The organism is Paenibacillus sp. DMB5, from assembly GCF_001517085.1.
GTDB lineage: Bacteria > Bacillota > Bacilli > Paenibacillales > Paenibacillaceae > Paenibacillus_AQ.
Genome location: NZ_LRAC01000121.1, coordinates 87,213 through 109,804, shown reverse-complemented (window position 1 = coordinate 109,804; position 22,592 = coordinate 87,213). Strand labels below are relative to the sequence as shown.

The window sequence follows — 22,592 nt, the reverse complement described above, 5'->3', positions numbered from 1 at the left end:
CCGCCGAAGTTCCCCCGGCCGCGCCGCCGAAGCCGCGGCCGCCATAGGCACCGCCCACCTCCGCGCCTCCGCGCCGGAAGCGTCCGATTCACGGACGGTATCTTCCTTCAGCTCCTCCGGAATCTCCTCCAGGAAGCGGGACGGCGGGTTGGCCGTCGTCCGCCCGAACAGCGTGCGCATTCTTGCACAGCTGAGGAACAGCTGCTTCTCTGCGCGCGTAATGCCTACGTACGCCAGCCGGCGCTCCTCTTCCAGTTCATCATTGTCCTGGAAGGCACGGCTGTGCGGGAACACGCCCTCCTCCATGCCGATGATGAATACAGTCGGGAACTCCAGACCCTTGGCGCTGTGCATCGTCATCAGCACAACCGCATCGCTGCGGTCCTCTTCATCGTTGTTCATGCTGTCGATATCGGCAATCAGCGCCAGATCCGTCAGGAAGGAGACCAGCGACTTGTCTTCATTATTCTTCTCAAATTCCATCGTCACGGACAGGAACTCGTCAATATTCTCCAGCCGGGCGCGGGATTCCAGCGTATTCTCATTCTGCAGCTCCAGCCGGTACTGGGACAGCTCCAATATCTTCTCGGTCAGTTCGGTCACCGACAGGAACTCCACCATCCGGTGCAGCGCTTCAATCATGTCGTAGAATTCTACCAGCGCATTGCGCGTCCGGCCAGCAAAGCCGAGATCATCCACTGTCTGCAGCACCCGGAAAATCGAGACATTGCGTTCTGCCGCCGCCACAGCCAGCTTGCCAAGAGTAGTATCCCCGAGTCCGCGCTTAGGCACATTGATAATGCGCGCCAGGCTGATATCATCATCCGGGTTGGATAAGAGACGCAGATAGGCGAGCAGGTCCTTGATTTCTTTACGGTCGTAGAACTTGATCCCGCCGACAATCTGGTACGGAATATCCGATTTAATCAGAATTTCTTCTATTACACGGGACTGGGCATTGGTCCGGTACAGAATGGCATGATTCTGGTACGCCTGTCCCTGCTTGACGTTCTTGCTGATCTCTCCGGTGACGAAGTACCCCTCATCATGCTCGGAATCGCCGCGGAACACCTTGATCTTGGGCCCCTCCTCCGAATCCGTCCACAGCTTCTTCGGTTTACGGCCTGTATTCAGGGCGATGACGCCGTTGGCCGCATTCAGAATGTTCGAGGTCGAGCGGTAGTTCTGCTCCAGCAGAATAGTTGTGGCTTCCGGATAGTCCTCTTCAAAATTCAGAATGTTCGTAATATCGGCTCCGCGCCAGCGGTAAATCGACTGGTCGCTGTCGCCGACCACGCAGATGCGGTGATGGCCGTCGGCCAGCATCTTGCAGAGCATGTACTGCGCCCGGTTCGTATCCTGATACTCATCGACATGAATGTACTTGAATTTCTTCTGGTAGAAATCCAGCACCTCAGGAACTTCCTTAAACAGCTGGATCGTCTTCATAATGAGGTCATCGAAATCCAGCGAGTTGTTGCTTCTGAGCCGCTGCTGGTACTTGGTGTATACTTTTGCCACAAGGCCTTCAAAATAATCGCCGATCTTCTGCTCATACTGCGCCGGTGTCACCAGTTCATTCTTCGCCGTACTGATGACCGCCTGTACCGCCTTCGGCTCAAATTTCTTGGTGTCGATGTTCAAATCCTTCATGCAATTGCGGATAACGGAGAGCTGATCTGCAGAATCAAGAATGGAAAAATTCGAGGTGAAGCCGATCCGTTCAATATCCTTGCGTAGAATACGCACACACATGGAGTGGAAGGTGGATACCCAGATATCCCGCCCCTCCTCGCCTACCAGCTTGGAGACACGCTCCTGCATCTCGCGGGCCGCCTTATTCGTAAAGGTAATCGCCAAAATCGCCCACGGCGGGGCTAAACGGTTCGCAATCAGCCAGGCGATCCGGTGGGTAAGCACACGGGTCTTGCCGCTGCCCGCTCCGGCCATAATCAAAAGCGGCCCTTCAGTCGTTTCTACAGCCTTACGCTGCGGAGGATTTAACCGGCTAACGGCATCCTGTATGTTAATAAGTTGCATGGGTGGCATGCTCCTTTCAAATATATGTTTTCAGCGTCTTTTTAACCGCCTGCACAGTAAGCAGCGCCTGTTGTACATCACGGTATATAATATTGCCGACAACGACAGTGTCGCTAAGAGCTGCTGCCTGCTCAGCCTCAGCTACGCCGGTAATACCGCCGCCATAAAAAAGCTGGCTGTGCTCTACCGACTCTCTCACTTCCCGGACAACGTCCATATTGCCAAACGTTCCGCTGTATTCAAGGTAAACGACCGGAAGTCCCATCAGCTTGTCTGCAATCTCTGCATATGCAGCCGCGGAACGGCCGCTTAACCTGCTGTCTGCGTTTGTCAGCCGGGCTACAGAGGAGTCTTCATTTAATACAATGTATCCTTCCGTCAGCACCCTTTCCCACGGGATCAGACTGCCAAAGCGCTCTATGGCTCTGCGGTGATGACCAAGAATCCAGTCTGTGTCCGGCGTATTCAGCACCATGGGTATCATGTATACATCAAAACCCGGTACAGCCGCCTCAAGCTCGGAGACCTCCAGCGCACAGGGAAGCTCATAGCGCCGCAGCCTTGTGAGCAGCGCTGTGGTATTCTCATAGGTCACTCCGGTAGAGCCTCCTACCAGAATGGCATCGGTTCCGGACCGGCAAAGGGCATCCAGTTCCCTATCCCCAAGCTCGCGGTCCGGGTCCAGCTTGAATACATGCCGCCACGGCTGTATCATTTGCCGCATTTCATTCATCCGTCGTCCATCCTTACCCTTCAAAAATACGAACGTTTTTTCGCTTTTTAATTATAGTATATAACCGTCTGTTCACCAAGCTGATTTGGTAAAAATACGGCTGGAATTTATGCCTCTATCTCCCTTAATAGATACTCATCTGCTTTTTCAGCGTACCCCCCGCATCCGGCCTAGATCCTCCTCAGAGACAAAATCGGTATAAAACCCGTCTATGCCCATCCGGGACAGCTTCGTGATCTCATCTTCATCGTTAACGGTATGCACGTAGATGCGGGCTCCGGCCTGCTTGAGCTTACGGACAAAGCTTTTGGTGGCTCTCGTCGCTGGCATCGTAATTTCCACACCGGTCTCGCGGGCAAACTCAACTACTTGTTCGTCGCTGTCGTAGGACTGATATAACGTAAAAATCACTTCCGGGAACGAATAGACCTTCCTCACCACATCAAGCATATCACGGCTGTAGATCTGAGGCACAATCCGCGAAAGCAGCATAGGGTCCTTACGGTTAGCCGCTTCAACGATGTGTTCAAACTGTCTCGTTACAAGCTCCGGCTCAAGCTCCTTTGTATCGGTCACAATGTAGGCATCCGGATAAGCAACCAGCAGATCCATGATTTTGTCGATATCGAGCGGAGAATAGAGCGTCAGGATCGGACTCTCCATCACTTCCTCGTAGCTGAGCACGACTCCCTGTCTGGCGGCCGGAAGTACATCCAGCTGACCAAGCAGCCGGCTCATATTGCCGGTCCATTCATGGCGGGCAACCAGCTTATCATCGGTAGTAAGCAGCAGATCCGTTTCAAACACGCGTGTACCCTGCTCGTAGTTGGCAACAAAAGCATCCTGCGTATTCGTATACGTATGATTATTAATTCCGCCCATCGCATGGGCGATAACCTTATGTGCACTAAAACCGGTAGCAGGCTCCTCCTCCTGGGGCCATAATGTAATCACAAGCAGCAGGATGAGGGCGGCAGCCATGATGAGAGATGCAATCCATTTTCTTTTATCCATATAGTAGGGTTCCTTTGCTGTCATAGGAGTAGAAAAAGCAAAAACGGCTGTGGCCTTATAGCAAGGGTGGCAACCGTTTCTATGGTATCGTTATAAAATTAATAGGCATTTTTGAAGCCGTTGCGGATCGTCCGGAAAATAATGCGGATATCGAAGAGCAGCGACCAGTTTTCAATGTAAAAGATGTCATGCTTGATCCGGTCCTCAATCGAGGTATCCCCGCGCAGACCGTTACTCTGTGCCCACCCGGTAATTCCCGGACGCACATGATGCTTGACCATATACTTGGGAATCTCGTCACGGAACTGCTCCACATAATACGGACGCTCCGGGCGTGGGCCCACCACACTCATCTGGCCGAACAGCACATTAAAAAACTGCGGAAGCTCATCCAGGCTTGTTCTGCGGATAAACGTCCCGAAACGGGTGCGGCGCGGATCTTCTTTGGTGCTCCAGCCTGTGTCCACTTCAGCATCTGTCTGCATCTTCATCGAACGGAATTTATACATCATGAAATTACGGCGGTTAAGTCCCACACGCTCCTGCTTAAAGATGACCGGTCCAGGCGATGTAACCCGCACACCCAGTGCCACAATCAGCATAACCGGAGACAGCATAAGGATGGCGAACAGCGAGAAAACAATATCAAACGCCCGTTTGGCCAGCCGGTTACCGGCCATATCCAGCGGAATATCACGCACGTTAATCATCGGCATACCGGCAAAATTATCGAAGTACGGCCGTGCCGGCAGGTAGTCGAAGAAATCAGGGATGATCAGCGTCCGCACACCCGCCTTTTCGCAGGCGGCAATAATGGCAGGATATTTAGAATGGGCATCCAGCGGCAGGGCCAGAATGACCTCATCCACCGGCAGCATTTCAAGAATCCCGGACAGCTCATCCACTGTTCCCAGGATCGGCTTATAGCGCTGTTCCTCGATCCCGTCCCACTTCTGGAAGTCATCCAAAAATCCGATTGTTTCATAGCCGAGCTCCGGATACTGGACCAGATTATTGTAAAATCTTCTGCCCAGCGAGCCTGCGCCGATAATCAGCACGAACTGGCGGTTGTAGCCCTTTTCGCGCAAGGATTTCAGCATTGTCTTGAGCACATAGCGGTACAGCATAATGGACAGAATATTAAAGCCCATATAAATAGCCAGATATTGGCGGGAAACGTCAATTTCCTTCAGGAAGAACATCACGCCAAGCAGGATGAAGATGGCCATCACGTGTACCTGAAAAATTTTGAGAAATTCGTCGACAAAACGCTTCTTGCGCTTCGGCAGATAAAGGGAGAGCACAATCCCGATCAGGACAGAAATTGCACCGTACATGATGCTCCAATAAGCATAAGATTCCACCGGGAGCGTATTATAGGACTCCAGCCAGCCGCTGCGGAACTTCAGCCACCAGGCTGCCAGAAAGGACAGCTGGATTACCAGAAAGTCAGCAACCATATACAGCTGGGTCAAAAACTTCTGATTACGGCGGATCATAATCTCACCTCGGCCTTCGATTCAACTTGTGGTCCCGCTTCTGCGGAAGCTGTAAGACTCTGTGCCGGAGTGGATACCGGACGCGGTGCCCTCAAGGCATTAACGGCAAGGGACAGCAGAAACTTGACAGCAACTCCGGCATATACCGTTCCGTTAATTATACTGCTATACTGCCTGCTATAATGCTTGCGGTGGAATAAGATCATTGCTCTGTGAAACTCATACACTATCTTGAACGGTCTGCGGCGGGCGCTTCCGCCCTTCAGATGAATGATAGAAGTCTGCGGATAATAGTAAATTCCCCAGCCCGCTTCTTTGATCCGGTAGCACCAGTCCAGGTCCTCACCATACATAAAAAACGCCTCATCCAACCCGCCTACTCTATCAATCGTTTCCCGCCGGACCAGCATGAACGCCCCGACAAGGCAATCAACGGGATACGCCTTATCCGGGTCCAGATAGCCTAGCTGGTAACCGTTAAACCTGGGATTGTCCGGGAACAGCCTGCTGAAGCCAAAAGCATAATAGAAAGAGGCAGCAGGTGTCGGGAACCCTCTCTTGCAGGCTTTGTCGAGCGAGCCATCCGGCAGAATCACCTTGCAGCCCGAGGCCCCCAGATCAGGACGGGTATCCATAAAGGAAACCATCGTCTCCAGCGTATCCCTGCGGATCACCGTATCCGAGTTCAGCAGCAGCACATAACGTCCGGATGCGACTTCCATCCCCTGGTTGTTACCGCGCGCAAACCCCACATTTTCCTTGTTCGCAATCAGCGTTACACCCGGAAATTCCCTGCTAATCTTCTCAACCGAATCATCATGCGAGTTATTATCTATTAAAATAATCTCATAGGAAAAGTTCGTATCCGACTCATACACCGACCTGATACAGTCCATCGTCAGGCGGCAGGTGTTGTAATTGAGAATTAAAATACTTACATCTACATTCACTTCACTACGCTCCTGACAAATATAGTAATCTATCGACAACATTATAACATAAAAACTCCCTGATAGGCAGTCGCCGGTTAGGGAGGTTTTTACATAGAAGATCCTCTTATTCCAGGTTTTGAACCCTTTATTTGCCGCTAATCTGCTAATTTCTCTTGCAGGCTGCCTTCTCCTGCACATATCGGCGCTTACGTTTCAGTTCGGTCCGCTGTGCCTTGAATGAAGCCCAGGCCTTGATCAGCCCCGGCTCTTTGAGCAGCATATACGCATGTGCGGCAAGCTCATACGGCAGCGCACGGATCAGGGTCAGCGGCAGGGTGCGGGAAGGCTCATTTTTATAGATCATCTTATAGCGGTTAATGTAGGAAATTCTGCGGATAAACATCGATTTGCCGCTCCGTCCGGCTGTCTTCCAGCCCCGTTCATGGTAACCGATTGCTTCCGCATCAAAGTAGGCCTGCCAGCCAAGCAGCTGAGCCCGCCACGCAACATCAACATCCTCTTTGTACGCAAAGAAATCCCCGTCAAAAAACTCACCGTCAACGCTGATATCCTTAATCATGCGCCGGGAATACAATGCCGCCGCTCCGGATACACCGAATACGGCTCCGGACTCCATCCAGTCTGCAGCAGGCTCTCCTGCACCACGGTCAAAAGCCCGCCGAGCCTTATTCATCCGCAGTCCTGTGCTGTCAACCAGGGAAGGGTCTGCTTTTAGCAGCAGTTTACCTGTCGCACTGCCGATTAGCGGGTTGTTCTCCATTTGCGCAACGAGCCTGGATACGTAGTCTTCAGCCAGCACCAGATCCGGGTTCAACACCAGTACATAATCTGTATCCGTGGCAGCTATAGCCTGGTTATGGGCGGGGGCAAAGCCGGTGTTGGCTTTATTTTCGATGAGGATGAGCTTGGGCTTGAACAGATGCGTACTTGGAGTTGTATGCGGCGCTTCCTCTATACTGCGGTAAAATTCACTTACCTTTGCAGCAGAGCCATCTGCAGAGGCATTATCCACTACAACAATCTGCTCTACAGGATGATCCTGGGCAAGAACTGCTATAAGGCAATCTGTGATATCGTCTGCACTATTATAGGTAACGATATGTACACTGACTGTTTTGATGTTCTTCATGATATAGATACCCCGAATCTTGAATTCATTAGAAATCTTGCATTTGCAATCAGCACTCCACCATTATAACGAAAACGGGGGATGTCTGCTATTTGCCGCTTAAACAAAAAAACTCCCAAACCGCTGTCAACGGTCCGGGAGCTCAGATGTTATATAATCGTGTAAGATTGCTATTCCTTCATTTCAAGCAAGAAGTCACGCAGACCTTCACGCCAAGGACGGATGTCCTCGAACCCGTTCGTCCGGATGGACAGGTGCTCCATCACAGAATAACGCGGGCGCGGCGCCGGGCGCGGGAACTGCTCCGTCCCGCAAGGCTCAAGCCTTGCTGTGAATTTAAGCCCGAGAATATCTTCAGCTTCTGCGAAAATCGCCTGTGTGAATTCATACCATGTACAAGCGTCAGAGTTAGAAGCGTGGTACACGCCATACTTCTCTGTCTGAATCAGCTCCAGCAGGAACCGGGCCAAGTCCACCGTGTAGGTCGGAGAGCCCTTTTGGTCATCCACAACCTGGAGCAGCGGTTTTTCCTGGCCGAGCTTCAGCATGGTTTTGACAAAGTTATTGCCGTATTTGCCGTACACCCAGGAGGTGCGGACAATGAAGAACTTCGACGACAGGGATTGAACCAGTGTCTCCCCGGCCCGCTTGGACTTGCCGTAAATACTCTGCGGATCGGTATTATCGTACTCGTGATACGGCTTGGTACCCATTCCGTCAAAAACATAGTCCGTACTGATGTATACCAGCTTCGCCCCGGATTTTTCAGCGGCTATTGCCACATTGCGGCTGCCAGTAGCATTGATCAGATAGGCTGCATCAATATCGGTTTCTGCAGCATCCACTGCTGTGTGGGCAGCACAGTGAATAACGGCGTCCGGACGGAAGCCGCCAATCACTTCCACGCATTGCTCCAGATTTGTAATATCCATCTCCTGACGGTCGCAGCCCAGTACCTCATGTCCCTGCTTCTGGAGAAGCAGCACAAGGTCCTGGCCCAGCTGTCCTGCGGATCCGGTAACCAGCACTTTCATCGTAGACATTACAGAGAATCCCCCAGACGGCTGCCATACTGAAGCGCGGCATATTTCTGGTATTCCCCGGACTGGATGCGGGTCCACCATTCTTTATTATTCAAGTACCATTGTATCGTTTCCTTAATTCCGGTTTCGAACGTATGCTTCGGCTTCCAGCCCAGTTCATTCGTAATCTTGGTCGGGTCGATCCCATAACGGCGGTCATGTCCCGGACGGTCCTGCACATAAGTAATCAGGGATTCCGGCTTGCCCAGCTCCTCCAGAATCGTCTTCACAATATGCATGTTAGTCCGCTCATTGTTACCGCCGATGTTGTAGACCTCACCAATAACGCCATTATGGATAACCAGATCAATCGCACTGCAGTGGTCTTCCACATACAGCCAGTCACGGATATTGAGACCATCGCCGTAAATCGGCAGCGCTCCATCATTCAGCGCACGCGAAATCATCAACGGAATCAGCTTCTCCGGGAACTGGTAAGGACCATAGTTGTTCGAGCAGCGGGTAATGTTAACCGGCAATCCGAAGGTCTCGTGGTAAGCACGCACCAGCAAATCCCCGCCGGCTTTACTTGCCGAATACGGGCTATTCGGGGTCAGAGGTGTTTCTTCAGTGAACAGCCCCGTAGCGCCCAGTGTTCCGTACACCTCATCCGTGGATACCTGGACAAACTTCGTTACGCTATATTTTTTGGCTGCATCCAACAGCACCTGTGTACCCAATACATTCGTCTTCACAAAAACATCCGGCTCCAAAATACTCCGGTCCACATGCGACTCCGCCGCAAAATTGACCACTACATCCACACCCTGGCCAATCAGCGCATCCATCGCCGCAACATCCGTAATGTCTGCTTTGACAAAAATGTAGTTCGGGTTTCCTTCGACTGATTTCAAATTTTCAAGGTTTCCTGCGTACGTCAGCGCGTCCACATTGATGATTTTGTAATCCGGGTGCTGCTGCAGCATGTATATTACAAAGTTGCTGCCGATAAAGCCGGCTCCGCCGGTGACTAGGAGTTTCATTGTTAGACCACCTTTAAATTTAAAAATTAAGTTACATTACTCAAAGTTCAGCTCCGCATCCTTAAGCAACGGATGTCTTTTATCCTTGTCAGACAGCACAGGGCTAGCAACGGGCCAGTCTATGCCAAGCGACGGATCATTCCATAATATGCCGCGGTCATTCTCAGGGGAATAGTATTCGTCCACTTTATACAGGACTTGGGTGTTCGGAACAAGAGTACAGAACCCATGGGCAAAGCCCTTGGGCACCAGCAGCTGACGCTTGTTATATTCACTCAGAATAACGCCAACCCACTGCCCAAAGGTAGGGGAGCTGCGACGTACATCGACGATTACATCATAAATAACACCGGAGAGGACACGAATCAGCTTAGTCTGAGCTTTCGGGTTGAGCTGGTAATGTAACCCCCTGAGTACACCAACCTCCGCTGATAGCGATTGATTGTCCTGAATAAACTGAAAGTTCACCCCGGCCTTTTGCATGACCTCTTCATTGTAGCTCTCCATAAAAAAACCCCGGTTGTCGCCATGGACCACCGGTTCGAGCAGGCTTGCGCCCTGGAGTTTTAAAGGAGTGACTTTCATACTTGAACTCCTCCTGATTTTTATAATTTTAATTTACCGAACATTTCATCAAACAGGATATCTTTGGCCAATTCATTAGCACGTGCAAGCGAAGCATGGGTGCCGGCATCCGTCCACCAACCACCTAAAACATCGTAAGTTAACTGACTTTTTTTAATATATGCATTGTTTACATCTGTGATCTCAAGCTCGCCGCGGTTTGAAGGTGTGAGTGTTTTTATAATTTCAAAAACATGTCTGTCAAACATATATATGCCGGTCACAGCAAAATTGCTCTTAGGAATTTCAGGTTTCTCTTCAATGGAGATGATCTTATCTTCATGCAATTCAGGTACACCAAACCGCTGAGGGTCAGATACCTCTTGGATAAGAATTTTGGCGCCTTCTCCCTGCGCCGCAAAATTCCGGACATATTGCGATATATCCTCGTCGAACACATTATCGCCAAGAATCACAACACTTTGATCAGAGCCTACAAACTGTTCCGCCAATCCCAGTGCCTGAGCAATCCCACCAGCTTCATCCTGTACCTTGTACGTAAACGACACATTCAAGGAGCTGCCACTGCCAAGTAAATTCACAACATCACCCATATGCTCTTTGCCTGTAACCACTAGTATATCCTCTATACCAGCCTGCTTAAGCTTATAGATGGCATGAAAGATCATAGGGTATTTGCCTACAGGGAGAAGGTGTTTATTAGTTACTTTGGTTAAAGGGTACAAGCGGGAGCCTGTGCCACCGGCTAGGATTATGCCTTTCAATTGGTACCTCCCTTAAGCTACTTCCGAGCAACAAGTATCTTACTTTATTAGAAAAGCAGCTCCAACAATTATAAGTGTAATGCCTACAATCTTTTTACGGGTAACTTTTTCCGATAGCAAAAAGTAGGAGATCAGTATGGTCCAGATATATGTTACTGATGAAAGAGGATATAAAATAGTATACGGTAAATATCTTAATAGAATAATATTGCTTATAGCTCCTAAAAAATACAACATTCCGCCAGATAAAAAGAAAAACAGAAAACCTTTATTTATGCCTGGTTTATATGTTGAAAGCCGTTTGAATGCATATCCGCCAAGTGCTCCAAATAGAGTCATAAGAATGAAGAGCACTCCAAGAATTATATCCTGTTTAATGATCCTCACCCCCAATAAGTAATACACCTATTAGGATGATAGCAATACCCATCAGCTCTTTAAAACTGACAGCTTCATTCAGCAGAAAAAAACCAATTATTAAAGCAAAAAGATAACCTATGCTAAGCAAGGGATGAAGGACTGATAAAGAACCGTGACGAAAAGCTACTATCATGAAAAATGCCCCAAAGACATATAATATAAAACCTAAAATCAGAAATATCCACTGGTCTTCATTAAATAACTTCCAGAAAGCCTGTCCAAGAGAAGTACAAACAGCTGAACAAAGTATAAAAATAATACCTTTTTTATTTTTATTGATCGAATCTATAATTTGCTTTGGCATAAATGACGTTCACCTGCAATCAATAGTTTTGAATCAGCAGCCTTAAAATTTTGCTATTGTAAATACTGCCGCACCACTACGTAAAGCTGCTTCTATTCCCACCTCTGAGTCTTCAAAGATTATAGTATTCTCAGCAGTAATACTAAAATAGGTCATTGCTTTAAGAAAACCCTCTGGATCCGGTTTTACTTTATGAACATCATTATGTGTAATGATCAAATCAAACAAGTCTGTTTTATTAAAATAGCTTAAAATATCAGAACAGTTTTTACTTGATGCTGTTGTAACAACAGCTATATAATAGATTTCTTTTAGACTCTCAATAATATTAAATAAGTGTTCATTAACTCTGGCTGCACCTAAATTTGAAGCATATAAGTCTTTTTTTTGATTATGAATAGTTTCCATTAACTCTATGGGAGGATTGTCAATTATGTTAGGAAGATATTCTTTGTAGTATTTACCATTGCACTCTTTTGTATAAAATTCAAAATCTAAAGCATACCCTTGTTGCTGCAAAGCTTGCTTATAAGATAGGTAATTAACCTCTCCTGTATCGAATAAAGTCCCATCAAGGTCAAAAATAGCTAGTTTATTTTTCAACTCTCTGATCATTCCTCTCATTCGCTATGCCAAAAAAATTTGTCTCTTCTCAAGTGCAGCAGCCACCTCTAGGTTTTCAGAACTCATATCACTAAACCAATCAATAACATCATTCATCACCATTATTAGTCCAGCATAAAAAAGCACCGCTCTTTTCCCGTTTTTTTCAATTTTATAAGGCATTAATCTTAACCAATGGATAATTTCATGAAAGAAAATACTCCTGATCTCTTTTCTAGAAAACTTCTCATTTAAATAATTAAAATAAAAAGTAAACATTGAGTTGTACGCCTGAGAACGTGTAAACAAAAAATTAATTTCATTTTTTGTTACCGCTACATTTTGTGTTTTCATTAAAAATTCATAACCGCCATGTAAAGACTGCATTAGTTTAGCATAATCTAAGTTGGGTGAATCATGAACATTTCCTGTATTAGGATCAATTAAATAGAAGTTTGGTTTAAAACTCGAATCCTCAACACATATTATGTTTTCTATTGTTAAATCGCCGTGGATTTCCGTGTATATATCATCTTTAAAGATTTCGGTCAAATAATCTTCTTCCAGAAATTCTTCAAGAGCGCAAAGATTCTTGTACTCCTGCCCGTTTATAATAAGCGTCTCATAATCAAATAATCCTTTTATTTCTTTTGAAGATTTAATTTTTTCTAGATTGGCTCTCACCTTACCTGTAATGTATTGTGAAATAAGTTTGGGATCCGCAGGTCTTTGATTATTTTGATACAAATTATCAGCAAGTGTATCCAAGGTGTTACGAATAATTCTTCTGCTTTTTTCCAAAGGACGGGAGTGAATATAATTGAATAAACCTACTGCAGTCGTACTGTACTCCATATCGTAGCTGCAATATCCGTTTCCATACTGTTCATTCAATATTTGAGGTAATGGAATCTGTTTCTCATATTGGCGCAACCAGGTTAACTGCTGATGTAATTTATCCCCGTCATCTCCAAAAGCATATTTTCGGTAAAATGATTTATTTTCATCCATACATAGCATCACTGTAGCGTTAGAACCAGCAGAATAATCTTGGATGATACTAATATTTTGATTAAGTTCAATATACTTAGCCAGATATTCTCTGCCGTCTCCGGAAAAATAGGCTTCAAGAAAGTTTAGGCGATCTTCTTCATTGACTTGAGGCAATAAATTCAGCACCTTACTGCTGCTTGTTAATTTATTTTGGAATACAGCATCTTTTAATTTATTTGGTAAATAGGAGAGTGCCCATAACGCTAATAGCGGTATAATAAGGTACACAGCAAATAAAATTTGCGGTTTAAGTGTCAAATACTCAAAACTATACGTCAAATTTACTGTGCCTGCATCCAAACTTCCCCGTGAAAATAAAGTTGCAAAAATATTTAAAAAACTGGAAAAATGCGTTTGATTTGACAAAAATAAACCCAAAGTAAAATAAGAAGCTAAGTAAGCACCCCAGATAAACACTGTATACATCAGTAATTTAAGTTTATTTACTTTACGAAAAATATCTTTAAAGGATGTTATAATAGACCAACAAAAGAAGAGCATGTTCAATTCAATTCGTGAATTAAAGACTGAGCAGATTTTCTTCAGGCATTTCTTAACTATCCTGCTATACTTGACGGCAATCAGAGAAATTACAATTAAAGCGCACGCAAGTACGGCATAAAATATGGTTGAACTTCTAAATAAATCGTCATTTAATCCACTTAGCGTAAAAGTTGAGAAAAGGATACTGACAACAATAACATCCAGGTAACGGTCAACCAGAACAGTCGAAAATGAAAAAGAAATACCGTTCTTCATTTTTCGGCCTGAAATAAACACTCTTATTAAGTCTCCCAACCGAAATGGCATACAAAAGTTTATTAAATACCCTATGGAAAGAGAACGTAGTAATAACTTTTCATTTGGTGTTTCATATATTTCTATGAACTGTTTCCATCTGAGCATTTTAAAGTAATGGCCTACCATTAATAAGACGATTGCGGAAATAAATAAGAGCATACCCATTATCTTGCCACCTCAAATATATCTGAATCTTTTGCTGTTTCGTATTCATCCGGTGTACCAAAAGGAACATGTTTGTCTACTCTAAAACTATTAATAAGCATGCCCTTGTTTGCCATAACATTATAAACACCACTAATAAAGAACTCTTTGTAATCACAAACTTTTAAATACTCTTCTACAGATTCTTCGAAAATTTGACGGTTCTTAAAGTAATATGCCCCACAGATAGCATCATGGCTAATCGCCTGTTTTTCAACAGTTTTAATGACATTCCCATTATTATCGTAAGCCAAAAAGCTAAACTTAGGATCGTTAGACTCAAAAGTCAATAAAGCGCCGTCTAAGGTATCGTATTCTTTAGCGTTACAGAAATCATTAAAGGAACTACACTTAAACATGTGATCACAGTCATTAAATACTATAGGATAGTCATCATTTATACCCTTAACACCTTCCATGCTGGTAAGAACTGCTCCATTGAGAACCTCGTCCAACACATTAATATGGGCGTCCGGGAAGTACTTTAAAATTTCTTTATCTATCTTATATTGTTCGATATGGTCACATAAAACAACAAACGTTAAACTTCTTAAAGTTACAAATTTAGCAATTGAGACGGTTGCCCAATAAAAAAAGGGCTTATCATTAATCATAATCAGTGGTTTAGGAACACTGTACCCCTGATTCGAAAATCGCGAACCGCTACCAGCCATTGGCATAACTAAATGTATACCTTCAGTCATTTTTTTCTCCTCTTCCTATTCAATTACTATTTATTCCGATTTAATTATTTCTCAATCGATTTAGCCGTATATTCAAAAACATTGTTATTTCTAAAATCCTGTTTTAAATATTCCGTTTTATTGCCTGAAATAAAATATCCCCCTGCAATTTTCAAGGTTTTCATAGCTTGACTGAATAGTTTGACATTCGATACTTGATCATCTTCTCTCCAGGAAATTGGAAAGAATCTAACATTAAGTTTAAATGCCGAATTAGCCAAAAGCATATAACAATTGAACATTAGGTTATCAGAAAAGCGGTGAAAAAACTTGTTGGCAAGCATGTGTGTTTTATACATATTCAAACCGGAACCGAGATCATAGATTCTTTTTCCGGTAGAAACAGTAAATACCCAGTTATATACCCTATTTCCAAATGTACGAAATCCGGAATAGCCTTTCAATTTGGAACCTTTCATGAATCTGGCGCCTAAACAGCAGTCAAACGACCGATATTCCCCTGATTTCAGCAAAGGTAAAATATCCTGTATATCTCCCTGATCATCACCATGAAGCACAATTACATAATCAAATTGATTATTCAAGGCATAATTAAATGCCACTTTATGAGAACCTCCGAGACCATAGTTTTCATCATTTCTCAAAAGCGTTAAGGGGAGGTCCCCTTCAGATGCAAATTTCAAAACAGCTTCTTCAGTGTTATCTGTACTCCGATTATTAACTACAATAATTTCGGATATATATTTCATTACTTCTTCATTTAGTTGCTTGAGCACCCTAGGTATTTGTTTTTCACAGTTGTACCCGGGAATAAACAGTAAGATTTTATCCACGTGATAATTCCTTTCAATAAGAGAGTAGTGCACTTATATATGTGTTGATCTTTTCTTATGCACAAATTCTAGAATAAACAAGACTAGAAGCAGTATGCCACTTAAAAATATCGGATAGTAATACATGAAATAACTTCCCGGTTCAAATACAAACAATATCGGCAATCTAGCTAAAACCATTATTGTCAACCATGTAAGTGGGTTATTAATATGAAAAGTCCTAATCAAGAATATTAAAAGCAACAACACAACAGGAATATAATTCCAAAACAATATAGGATGATCGACAGTGAATTTCAAAAATGAAGCAGACAATTTTCTCATTTTCAAATTAAATGGCTTATTCAGATCATTTTTCAAAGTATTAACTACTATCTCTTCTTTTGCAATAGCTTCATCAGGAAATTGGAAATAAGTGTTAATAGTATCCCTAGGATAGATACCATAATTTGATATGCCCGATGAAGCAATCATGGTTCTAAATCTTGCGGATAGATAAACATCTTTGTTTCGCCATGCTACAGACCAAAAGCTTTTTTTAAATTCGGTAAGATCAGATTCTGAAAACGAGTCGTTCACTGCTCCATTCCAAAAGCTAGGCGTTTCATAGTACGCATACATCTCTCTTGCTTTGTCCAAGTCAATAACTTTGTTAAAAGCCTCTAAATGCTTATTCTCTATTAAGGCATCCCTATCCGTCAACATTATGGTGAGAGGGTTTAAATAAGAGGTCAAACTATATCTCATTTTAGTTAGTGGATCACCATAAAAAATTGAATAGAGGTTATTAAACAAAAAGAAGACAGATAGTGTTGTAACAACAAAGAATATGACATATTTCTTAGATATCGTCTTCCAAAAAAAGAATATTAAGAACAATGTGACAATTACTAAATGATAAATTCCCTCTATCCGCCATGAAGAAAGCAAAGCGGTCAGCAAAGCAAGGATTAGCAGCTTTATTATATTCATGCTTTTTTCGCGAACAGTAAAGAACAATATTGCACAAATCCATAATTCAAGTATACCTATCATCGTACTTCTATACGTGACCAGTGTACTGATTGCAATAGCAGGAGTAAATACAATAATGAACCAAAAAATCTGCGTCATCCATAAAGGTTTATATTCAAACTCTATTTTAGTACAAACCCATGATACTACAAAGGACATAAACAACACTTGAATAACAACAATAGTTCCAATAGAAGGGAAAATATAAAGATTATTGATATAAAAAAAGCTAGTGAGTATAGATTGCCATACATCAAGTTGAAACCATGTTGTATATTGATATGTTGAAAATTCATCCCATGAAAAATACCCCGGCCAAGCTACCGAAAGAATTATCACATATGGTATTAAAAACTTCAGAAAACTTGAAAGCCACTTTTTATAGAACTCATCTTTTTCTTTTATTTTCAAAATAAAAGAAATCAAAAATTTAGATATAAAAAAAATATATACGAAGTAAACCAGTTTAGATGAGATGTATCCCACTTTCATCGGGGTTGCATTAATAAAGTACTTTTCTGTAAAAAAAGATAGGAGTACCGCTATAACTGCCCATATCGCTGGCAAAATATATTGATATAACATTCCCCTCCTAATCTTCATAATCTGTTCTCCTTTACATTTGATCTATTTTACTTTTTCCGGCTTTTACATTTGAAAATGTAATCATTTATGCGATTTTGGATCATTAAAAGAGACTCTTTATAATTTCCATCTGGATAATCCAACTTTGTTTCCTTCAATTTAAATTGGTTATGATACACGTATAGCGTAAAAAGTCTTTCCGAGAGAAATCCGGGATATCGGCTTTGATATGAGTCTTTTCCCCCTTTACTCTTATCCCAAATTTCGAACAAAAGCGGAAAGACCCATTCGCAATATGCCGAGATTCTTTTCGGATCCGATATAAGCATATTAAATCTATATATCCTGTTACTGCAAAAAACACTTTTGGCCGTTTCGAAATATTCAGGATTTCTGGAACGAAGAATTCTTATCATTAAGTCCCATTCATAATTTCCGTGTTCACGTTTATATTGTTCTTCCAAGGAGAGTTTAAATAACTTAGAGTGAGGAACGATGAAGTCATAATCTGCAAAAATAATCTGGCAATCAGCTGGGTTAATTGCAAAAAGCCTTCTATAATGAGCAATTCCAATATATTGGGAATCTAATTTATTCTTCCAAACCCAGTATAATACTGTGAGTTCGCTAAAAAAGGGATTGAGGGCAGAAATGTTATCCCCGCTGTCATCTCCCTCAATTCCTAATTCTAAAGAGCTATTTATTTTACCAGCATGAACTGGAGTCATATAAGGCTTTAGATGAGGTACTTGTCTATTATGTGTTGCAATATAAAGTGTCAGATTTGGCATATTACCCTTGAAATTCACGTTCAACAGTTTTTAATGCTATTTGAATTACGTGATGCATATCATAATATTTGTAATCAGCTAGTCGACCACCAAAGATAACATCACCTTCATTGTTCGCTAAATCCTTGTACTTTTTGAATATCTCATTATTTTTCTGATCATTTATAGGATAATAAGGTTCATCCCCCACTGCCCATTCTGATGAATATTCCTTTGTTATCACAGTTTTTGGTTGTTGGCCGAATTCGAAATGCTTATGTTCGATAATACGGGTATACGGTATATCTCTGGCCGTATAATTAACAACAGCATTGCCTTGGTAATTGTCTTGTTCTAATATTTCATGTTCAAACCGCAGGCTTCTATACTCTAGTGCCCCGAATTTATAATCATAGTATTCGTCAATCATTCCTGTAAATACTAATTTTTTTGCCAAAGATGACAGTTCCTCTTTATTTTCAAAAAACTCAACACCGAGCTTAATATCAGTTCCTTCTAACATCTTCTCAATAATAACATTATAACCTCCGATAGGTATCCCCTGATAAGTATCATTAAAGTAGTTATTATCATACGTAAATCTGACAGGCAGCCTTTTAATTATGAATGCCGGAAGGTCTTTGGCAGATCGCCCCCACTGTTTCTCTGTATAACCCTTGATTAATTTTTCATAAATATCTTTACCAACCAAAGAAATTGCTTGTTCCTCCAGATTCTTGGGATTAGTTATTCCTGACTCTCTGACCTGTTCCTCAATCTTAGCCTTTGCTTGTTCCGGTGTAATAGTACCCCATAGCTTACTAAACGTGTTCATATTAAATGGCAAATTATAAAGTTCATTTTCATAAATAGCGATCGGAGCATTCGTGTAGCGATTAAATTCAGCAAATTGATTGACATAATCCCAAACTGCCTTATTACTCGTATGAAAAATATGCGCCCCATATTTATGGACATTGATATCTTCAGTATTTTCGCAGTAAATATTACCGCCCAAGTGATTTCTTCTATCAATCACTAAACACTTTTTACCTCGTTGCTTTGCTTCATATGCAAATACTGCTCCAAATAGCCCTGCTCCCACTATAAGGTAATCGTACATCTTTATCTACCACCCTTTTTACTTTCTTATTCATAAAACTGACGAAGCTTATCTTTAGAGACTGTATACTTACTCTTTTTAGAAGTCCCGATCCGATTTTCTTTAATACTAAGCATTTTTATAACAGGTGTTAACCCCAGATATACTGCGCTGTAAGTCAGGGCTCTTCTAGAACCTCTCAACCGCCATGAAACAAGCATATTTCTAATAAACCCTGCATTGATGCGAAGATCTTTTTTCATTAACTTAATGTATTTCCGCTTATATTTAGGTTCCAACTTTTTAATAGCCCATAAATGTGTTTCAATTTTTACAAGCTGTAATAAATCCATAATTTCGCGATCTCCTGCGTCCATTTTTTTATCCAAATAATCGAAAATTTGAAAATGAACATATAGGCGTTCGTCAGTAATCGCTATGTCTTGCCCTGGTCTTTGTAATCTATAAAAGTACATAAACTCCGGAATAGCCACTACCGATTTAGCTCGAGCAAAAATTTCAACTTTGAATGGAAGATCATCAAACCTTTTTATTTCAATATTAAAATTAATGTTTTCATCAATAAGAAACTGTCTGGAATAAATACCTCTCCAAATCCCTACACGAAGATCAGTAATTAGTTTCCTAATACTTTTCTCGTCAGTTGTTCCTTTGTCATAGGGTTCATATAGCATGTCTGCTAATACAGGCTTATGTGTTTTAGTTGTCTCATAAAACTCATTGTATCCACAGTATGCAACCTGATGCTGTCCAAGCATTGCTCTTCTGTGTAATTGCAAAAACATATCAGGTGTCGTGAAATCGTCAGGATCGATAAAACCTACATATCTTCCCTTTGAATTCTCAAGTCCCATTTGACGAGCAGATGCGCAACCACCATTTGGTTTATCTATAATTTTTATCCGTGAATCTTGTTTTGCCAGTTCTTCAAGTATTGCCAAAGATGAATCGGGAGAGCCGTCATTTACTGCAAGAAACTCCACAAAGTCCACTTTCCAATTTGCAATTGCTTTAAAGCAGTCTATTAGATATTTTTCAACATTATATACCGGCAAAATAATACTGAGTTCAACCTCATATTCACCTTTTGTCCATTCAAAAATTTCATTTTTATATTCTTTAGTGGTAACGGAAAGCAGAATAAATTCACAAAAATTTGAAAACCTCATCCAAACTTCGTAATAATCAAAATTTTCAAATTTCACCTCTCCATAAAGATATTTAGGCTTAGTGGTTTCTATAATTTGAATGGTTTTATAGTTAGTATCACCATCAAAACAGACAATATCAAAATTCCCTAGAACTTCATTTTTCAGCACGCATTTAATTTCCCGTTTATTACTAATATCACCCGTGAATTCAACAGTATAAATTTGATTATCTTTGAGTAAATAGCTTTTTTCAAAATCAGATAAGGGGTCGATATGTAAATCAATCAGACTATCTAAACTGCTGCTGAATACATATTTATTGTTAATTGTGTTTAATGTCCTAAAAGCCTGATGTATAAATTTATAGTCTATTTCTTTACTTACAACAAACAGAATAGACTGATTAGCATTCAGTTGATTAACATTTTTAGCTAAATAATTAAAAGACAGCATAATTTGAATTATCCCTTTCGCTTTGCTAATTTTTCTTTTACCAATTCAATCAATAGATAATCATACATTAATTTGGATAAAAGACTACTACGTATAATTTTCAAAAAGTATTTGTACTTTCTGCTTTTAGTATAATTGAGATACTCATTAACCAATTCCTTAGGAAGGACATTATATAGTCTAGACAATTGCTCAATTAGTTTTTCTCTTACTTCTTGAGCAGAATTATTAATACACCATATGGAAAAATTAATAGAATTATCAAAGATAATATTGACCAATGGCGGATCTATTTCATTGGTAATTGCAAAATCAAAAGTCTTTGAAATTATTTTAACTACATCAAGCCGTGAAGAATTTCGTAACTGGGTAATTTGATTTGGTCTGTTAATACGGTAGTAAAAACTCGTAATATCAAAGCCCAAGCAACTCTTAGCATTGTATAGAAGATAGTAATGTGGGTAAAAGTCCTCATACTTAAGATGCTCATCAAATTGAAAATTCAATTCTCTTAGGAAATTAGTGCGATAGACTTTTCGGCAGGCATTAACTTCTAATGAGAAAAGTTCTTTAGTTACAACAGGGACCCGATATGCCTCGTGTCCAAATATATCAATAAACTTTTGTTTATCATACCAGTCATAGTACTTCTTATCGCGGTTATCATAGATCACAGGAAGTGTAAAAATCATATCTATTTGATCACATTTATATTTTTCTTCCCTCTTTTTTAGGTTATATACAAAATTCAGATCAAGAATGTCATCACTATCAAAGAACATTACATACTTCGTATCAACCTGATTTAATCCAGTATTGCGAGCACCGCCCAAACCTCTATTTTTTTGGAAAACAGCCTTTATTTTTTGGGGATGGGCATCTGCGTATCTACGGCAGATTTCGCTTGTCTTATTATCTGTAGAACCATCATCAACTAAAATAATTTTCCAACCATCAACTGTCTGGTGAAGCACACTTTCTAAACATTCTTCTAAATAGTCGGCAACATTGTAGGCCGGAATCACAAAAGTAATGAAGTTATTCATTTAAATCTATTCTCCTCATCAACTGTTCTTAAACTGCTCACATATTGTTGCACTGTCACCTATCGACCTTATCCGTCCATGTTCCAACCAAAGAATCCTTGAGCATAGTTCCTGTACTTGATCTAGTGAGTGAGAAACCATAATTACAGTAGTCCCCTTCTCAATCATCGCTTGTATTTTCCGTTCACATTTTTGCTGAAATTGGTAGTCGCCGACAGATAATATTTCATCAACAATCAGTATTTCAGGTTCTACTAAAGTAGCAATTGCGAACCCAAGTCTCGCATACATTCCGGAAGAATAATTTTTCACTGGAACATCCAAAAAGTTGTGTAATTCAGAAAAATCGACTATTTCATCAAATTTTTCTCTGAGGTATTTTTTTGAGTATCCGAGCATAGCTCCGTTCAAAAAGATATTTTCCCTAGCTGTTAATTCCGGATCAAAGCCTGCTCCGAGCTCAATTAGCGGCGCTATTGAACCTGAGATTTCAATACTGCCTTGTGAAGGCTTTAGAACACCGGCTATTAATTTTAACAGTGTACTTTTCCCGGCTCCATTCTTACCAATGATCCCAAAAACTTCTCCTTTATTGATGGAAAAGGATATATCATCCAGCGCTTTGAATTCTTCATAAAACAACTGTTTTTTCGCCAGCTTTATTACATATTCTTTAATACTATTTATCTTATCTTTACTCATATTAAAGCTCATGCTTACATGTGATACATTGATGCTACCCATTG

General features: G+C 41.8%; 22 protein-coding genes. All 22 read right to left on the bottom strand.

Translation table 11 applies throughout. From position 1 onward, the window contains the following. Window positions 1–2,040 (bottom strand): DNA helicase PcrA (gene pcrA / locus AWJ19_RS14520; RefSeq protein ID WP_082707895.1); only part of this gene is annotated, 2,040 nt, incomplete at its 3' end. Between the two features lie 16 nt (window positions 2,041–2,056). After that, a complete protein-coding gene (locus tag AWJ19_RS14515; RefSeq protein ID WP_068724774.1) occupies window positions 2,057–2,764 on the bottom strand; it encodes a heptaprenylglyceryl phosphate synthase in 708 nt (235 codons plus the stop codon). A 156-nt stretch (window positions 2,765–2,920) separates the two neighbouring features. After that, entirely contained in the window at window positions 2,921–3,787 is an 867-nt protein-coding gene (locus AWJ19_RS14510; protein ID WP_068724762.1) for a phosphatidylinositol-specific phospholipase C/glycerophosphodiester phosphodiesterase family protein, read from the bottom strand. Between the two features lie 98 nt (window positions 3,788–3,885). Further along, entirely contained in the window at window positions 3,886–5,286 is a 1,401-nt protein-coding gene (locus tag AWJ19_RS14505) for an undecaprenyl-phosphate glucose phosphotransferase (protein WP_068724760.1), read from the bottom strand. Next, window positions 5,283–6,278 (bottom strand): glycosyltransferase family 2 protein, encoded by a 996-nt coding sequence (locus tag AWJ19_RS14500; protein WP_068724758.1) that lies wholly within the window; start codon window positions 6,276–6,278, stop codon window positions 5,283–5,285. The genes AWJ19_RS14505 and AWJ19_RS14500 overlap by 4 nt, the downstream gene beginning before the upstream one ends. 103 nt (window positions 6,279–6,381) lie before the next feature. Further along, complete coding sequence (locus AWJ19_RS14495; protein ID WP_068724756.1) at window positions 6,382–7,368, bottom strand: glycosyltransferase family 2 protein; 987 nt, start codon at window positions 7,366–7,368, stop codon at window positions 6,382–6,384. A gap of 170 nt (window positions 7,369–7,538) precedes the next feature. After that, window positions 7,539–8,402 carry a dTDP-4-dehydrorhamnose reductase gene (gene rfbD / locus AWJ19_RS14490; RefSeq protein ID WP_068724772.1) on the bottom strand — a complete coding sequence of 288 codons (864 nt, stop codon included), beginning with the start codon at window positions 8,400–8,402 and terminating at the stop codon, window positions 7,539–7,541. 8 nt (window positions 8,403–8,410) lie between these two features. Next, window positions 8,411–9,433: a dTDP-glucose 4,6-dehydratase gene (gene rfbB / locus AWJ19_RS14485; protein ID WP_068724754.1), complete on the bottom strand. Its 1,023-nt coding sequence runs from the start codon at window positions 9,431–9,433 to the stop codon at window positions 8,411–8,413. A gap of 36 nt (window positions 9,434–9,469) precedes the next feature. Then, entirely contained in the window at window positions 9,470–10,018 is a 549-nt protein-coding gene (rfbC, locus tag AWJ19_RS14480; protein ID WP_068724750.1) for a dTDP-4-dehydrorhamnose 3,5-epimerase, read from the bottom strand. A gap of 20 nt (window positions 10,019–10,038) precedes the next feature. Continuing rightward, window positions 10,039–10,782, bottom strand: a complete 744-nt coding sequence (locus AWJ19_RS14475; protein WP_068724748.1) for a sugar phosphate nucleotidyltransferase — start codon at window positions 10,780–10,782, stop codon at window positions 10,039–10,041. A 39-nt stretch (window positions 10,783–10,821) separates the two neighbouring features. Beyond that, window positions 10,822–11,169: an EamA family transporter gene (locus tag AWJ19_RS14470; protein WP_241781751.1), complete on the bottom strand. Its 348-nt coding sequence runs from the start codon at window positions 11,167–11,169 to the stop codon at window positions 10,822–10,824. Then, on the bottom strand, window positions 11,156–11,506 hold the full coding sequence (locus AWJ19_RS14465) for an EamA family transporter (RefSeq protein WP_068724746.1): 351 nt from the start codon (window positions 11,504–11,506) through the stop codon (window positions 11,156–11,158). The genes AWJ19_RS14470 and AWJ19_RS14465 overlap by 14 nt, the downstream gene beginning before the upstream one ends. 42 nt (window positions 11,507–11,548) lie before the next feature. Then, window positions 11,549–12,109, bottom strand: coding sequence for an HAD family phosphatase (locus AWJ19_RS14460; protein WP_082707897.1), 561 nt, complete (start codon window positions 12,107–12,109; stop codon window positions 11,549–11,551). 24 nt (window positions 12,110–12,133) lie between these two features. After that, window positions 12,134–14,128, bottom strand: coding sequence for a lysylphosphatidylglycerol synthase transmembrane domain-containing protein (locus tag AWJ19_RS14455; protein WP_068724741.1), 1,995 nt, complete (start codon window positions 14,126–14,128; stop codon window positions 12,134–12,136). After that, window positions 14,128–14,871 carry a sugar phosphate nucleotidyltransferase gene (locus AWJ19_RS14450; protein WP_068724738.1) on the bottom strand — a complete coding sequence of 248 codons (744 nt, stop codon included), beginning with the start codon at window positions 14,869–14,871 and terminating at the stop codon, window positions 14,128–14,130. The genes AWJ19_RS14455 and AWJ19_RS14450 overlap by 1 nt, the downstream gene beginning before the upstream one ends. A 44-nt stretch (window positions 14,872–14,915) precedes the next feature. Beyond that, on the bottom strand, window positions 14,916–15,704 hold the full coding sequence (locus tag AWJ19_RS14445) for a glycosyltransferase family 2 protein (RefSeq protein WP_068724737.1): 789 nt from the start codon (window positions 15,702–15,704) through the stop codon (window positions 14,916–14,918). Window positions 15,705–15,737: 33 nt separating this feature from the next. Beyond that, complete coding sequence (locus tag AWJ19_RS14440; protein ID WP_068724735.1) at window positions 15,738–17,321, bottom strand: hypothetical protein; 1,584 nt, start codon at window positions 17,319–17,321, stop codon at window positions 15,738–15,740. 29 nt (window positions 17,322–17,350) lie between these two features. Beyond that, a complete protein-coding gene (locus tag AWJ19_RS14435; protein ID WP_068724733.1) occupies window positions 17,351–18,094 on the bottom strand; it encodes a DUF4422 domain-containing protein in 744 nt (247 codons plus the stop codon). Window position 18,095: 1 nt separating this feature from the next. Beyond that, on the bottom strand, window positions 18,096–19,196 hold the full coding sequence (gene glf / locus AWJ19_RS14430; protein ID WP_068724732.1) for a UDP-galactopyranose mutase: 1,101 nt from the start codon (window positions 19,194–19,196) through the stop codon (window positions 18,096–18,098). Window positions 19,197–19,222: 26 nt separating this feature from the next. Beyond that, window positions 19,223–20,800 carry a glycosyltransferase gene (locus AWJ19_RS14425; RefSeq protein WP_068724730.1) on the bottom strand — a complete coding sequence of 526 codons (1,578 nt, stop codon included), beginning with the start codon at window positions 20,798–20,800 and terminating at the stop codon, window positions 19,223–19,225. 8 nt (window positions 20,801–20,808) lie between these two features. Continuing rightward, window positions 20,809–21,846 (bottom strand): glycosyltransferase family A protein, encoded by a 1,038-nt coding sequence (locus AWJ19_RS14420; protein WP_068724728.1) that lies wholly within the window; start codon window positions 21,844–21,846, stop codon window positions 20,809–20,811. Window positions 21,847–21,864: 18 nt separating this feature from the next. Then, the gene (locus AWJ19_RS14415) at window positions 21,865–22,590 is read right to left on the bottom strand and encodes an ABC transporter ATP-binding protein (protein WP_068724727.1); all 726 of its coding nucleotides are present in this window, start codon (window positions 22,588–22,590) and stop codon (window positions 21,865–21,867) included. Window positions 22,591–22,592: the final 2 nt, after the last annotated feature.

Excerpts from the sequence above, each read along its gene's own strand:
- AWJ19_RS14515 (WP_068724774.1), bottom strand. The coding sequence starts at position 2,764 with ATGCGGCAAATGATACAGCCGTGGCGGCATGTATTCAAGCTGGACCCG.
- AWJ19_RS14510 (WP_068724762.1), bottom strand. The coding sequence starts at position 3,787 with ATGGATAAAAGAAAATGGATTGCATCTCTCATCATGGCTGCCGCCCTC.
- AWJ19_RS14505 (WP_068724760.1), bottom strand. The coding sequence starts at position 5,286 with ATGATCCGCCGTAATCAGAAGTTTTTGACCCAGCTGTATATGGTTGCT.
- AWJ19_RS14500 (WP_068724758.1), bottom strand. The coding sequence starts at position 6,278 with ATGTTGTCGATAGATTACTATATTTGTCAGGAGCGTAGTGAAGTGAAT.
- AWJ19_RS14495 (WP_068724756.1), bottom strand. The coding sequence starts at position 7,368 with ATGAAGAACATCAAAACAGTCAGTGTACATATCGTTACCTATAATAGT.
- rfbD (WP_068724772.1), bottom strand. The coding sequence starts at position 8,402 with ATGAAAGTGCTGGTTACCGGATCCGCAGGACAGCTGGGCCAGGACCTT.
- rfbB (WP_068724754.1), bottom strand. The coding sequence starts at position 9,433 with ATGAAACTCCTAGTCACCGGCGGAGCCGGCTTTATCGGCAGCAACTTT.
- rfbC (WP_068724750.1), bottom strand. The coding sequence starts at position 10,018 with ATGAAAGTCACTCCTTTAAAACTCCAGGGCGCAAGCCTGCTCGAACCG.
- AWJ19_RS14465 (WP_068724746.1), bottom strand. The coding sequence starts at position 11,506 with ATGCCAAAGCAAATTATAGATTCGATCAATAAAAATAAAAAAGGTATT.
- AWJ19_RS14455 (WP_068724741.1), bottom strand. The coding sequence starts at position 14,128 with ATGGGTATGCTCTTATTTATTTCCGCAATCGTCTTATTAATGGTAGGC.
- AWJ19_RS14450 (WP_068724738.1), bottom strand. The coding sequence starts at position 14,871 with ATGACTGAAGGTATACATTTAGTTATGCCAATGGCTGGTAGCGGTTCG.
- AWJ19_RS14440 (WP_068724735.1), bottom strand. The coding sequence starts at position 17,321 with ATGAAGATTAGGAGGGGAATGTTATATCAATATATTTTGCCAGCGATA.
- AWJ19_RS14435 (WP_068724733.1), bottom strand. The coding sequence starts at position 18,094 with ATGCCAAATCTGACACTTTATATTGCAACACATAATAGACAAGTACCT.
- glf (WP_068724732.1), bottom strand. The coding sequence starts at position 19,196 with ATGTACGATTACCTTATAGTGGGAGCAGGGCTATTTGGAGCAGTATTT.
- AWJ19_RS14425 (WP_068724730.1), bottom strand. The coding sequence starts at position 20,800 with ATGCTGTCTTTTAATTATTTAGCTAAAAATGTTAATCAACTGAATGCT.
- AWJ19_RS14420 (WP_068724728.1), bottom strand. The coding sequence starts at position 21,846 with ATGAATAACTTCATTACTTTTGTGATTCCGGCCTACAATGTTGCCGAC.
- AWJ19_RS14415 (WP_068724727.1), bottom strand. The coding sequence starts at position 22,590 with ATGGGTAGCATCAATGTATCACATGTAAGCATGAGCTTTAATATGAGT.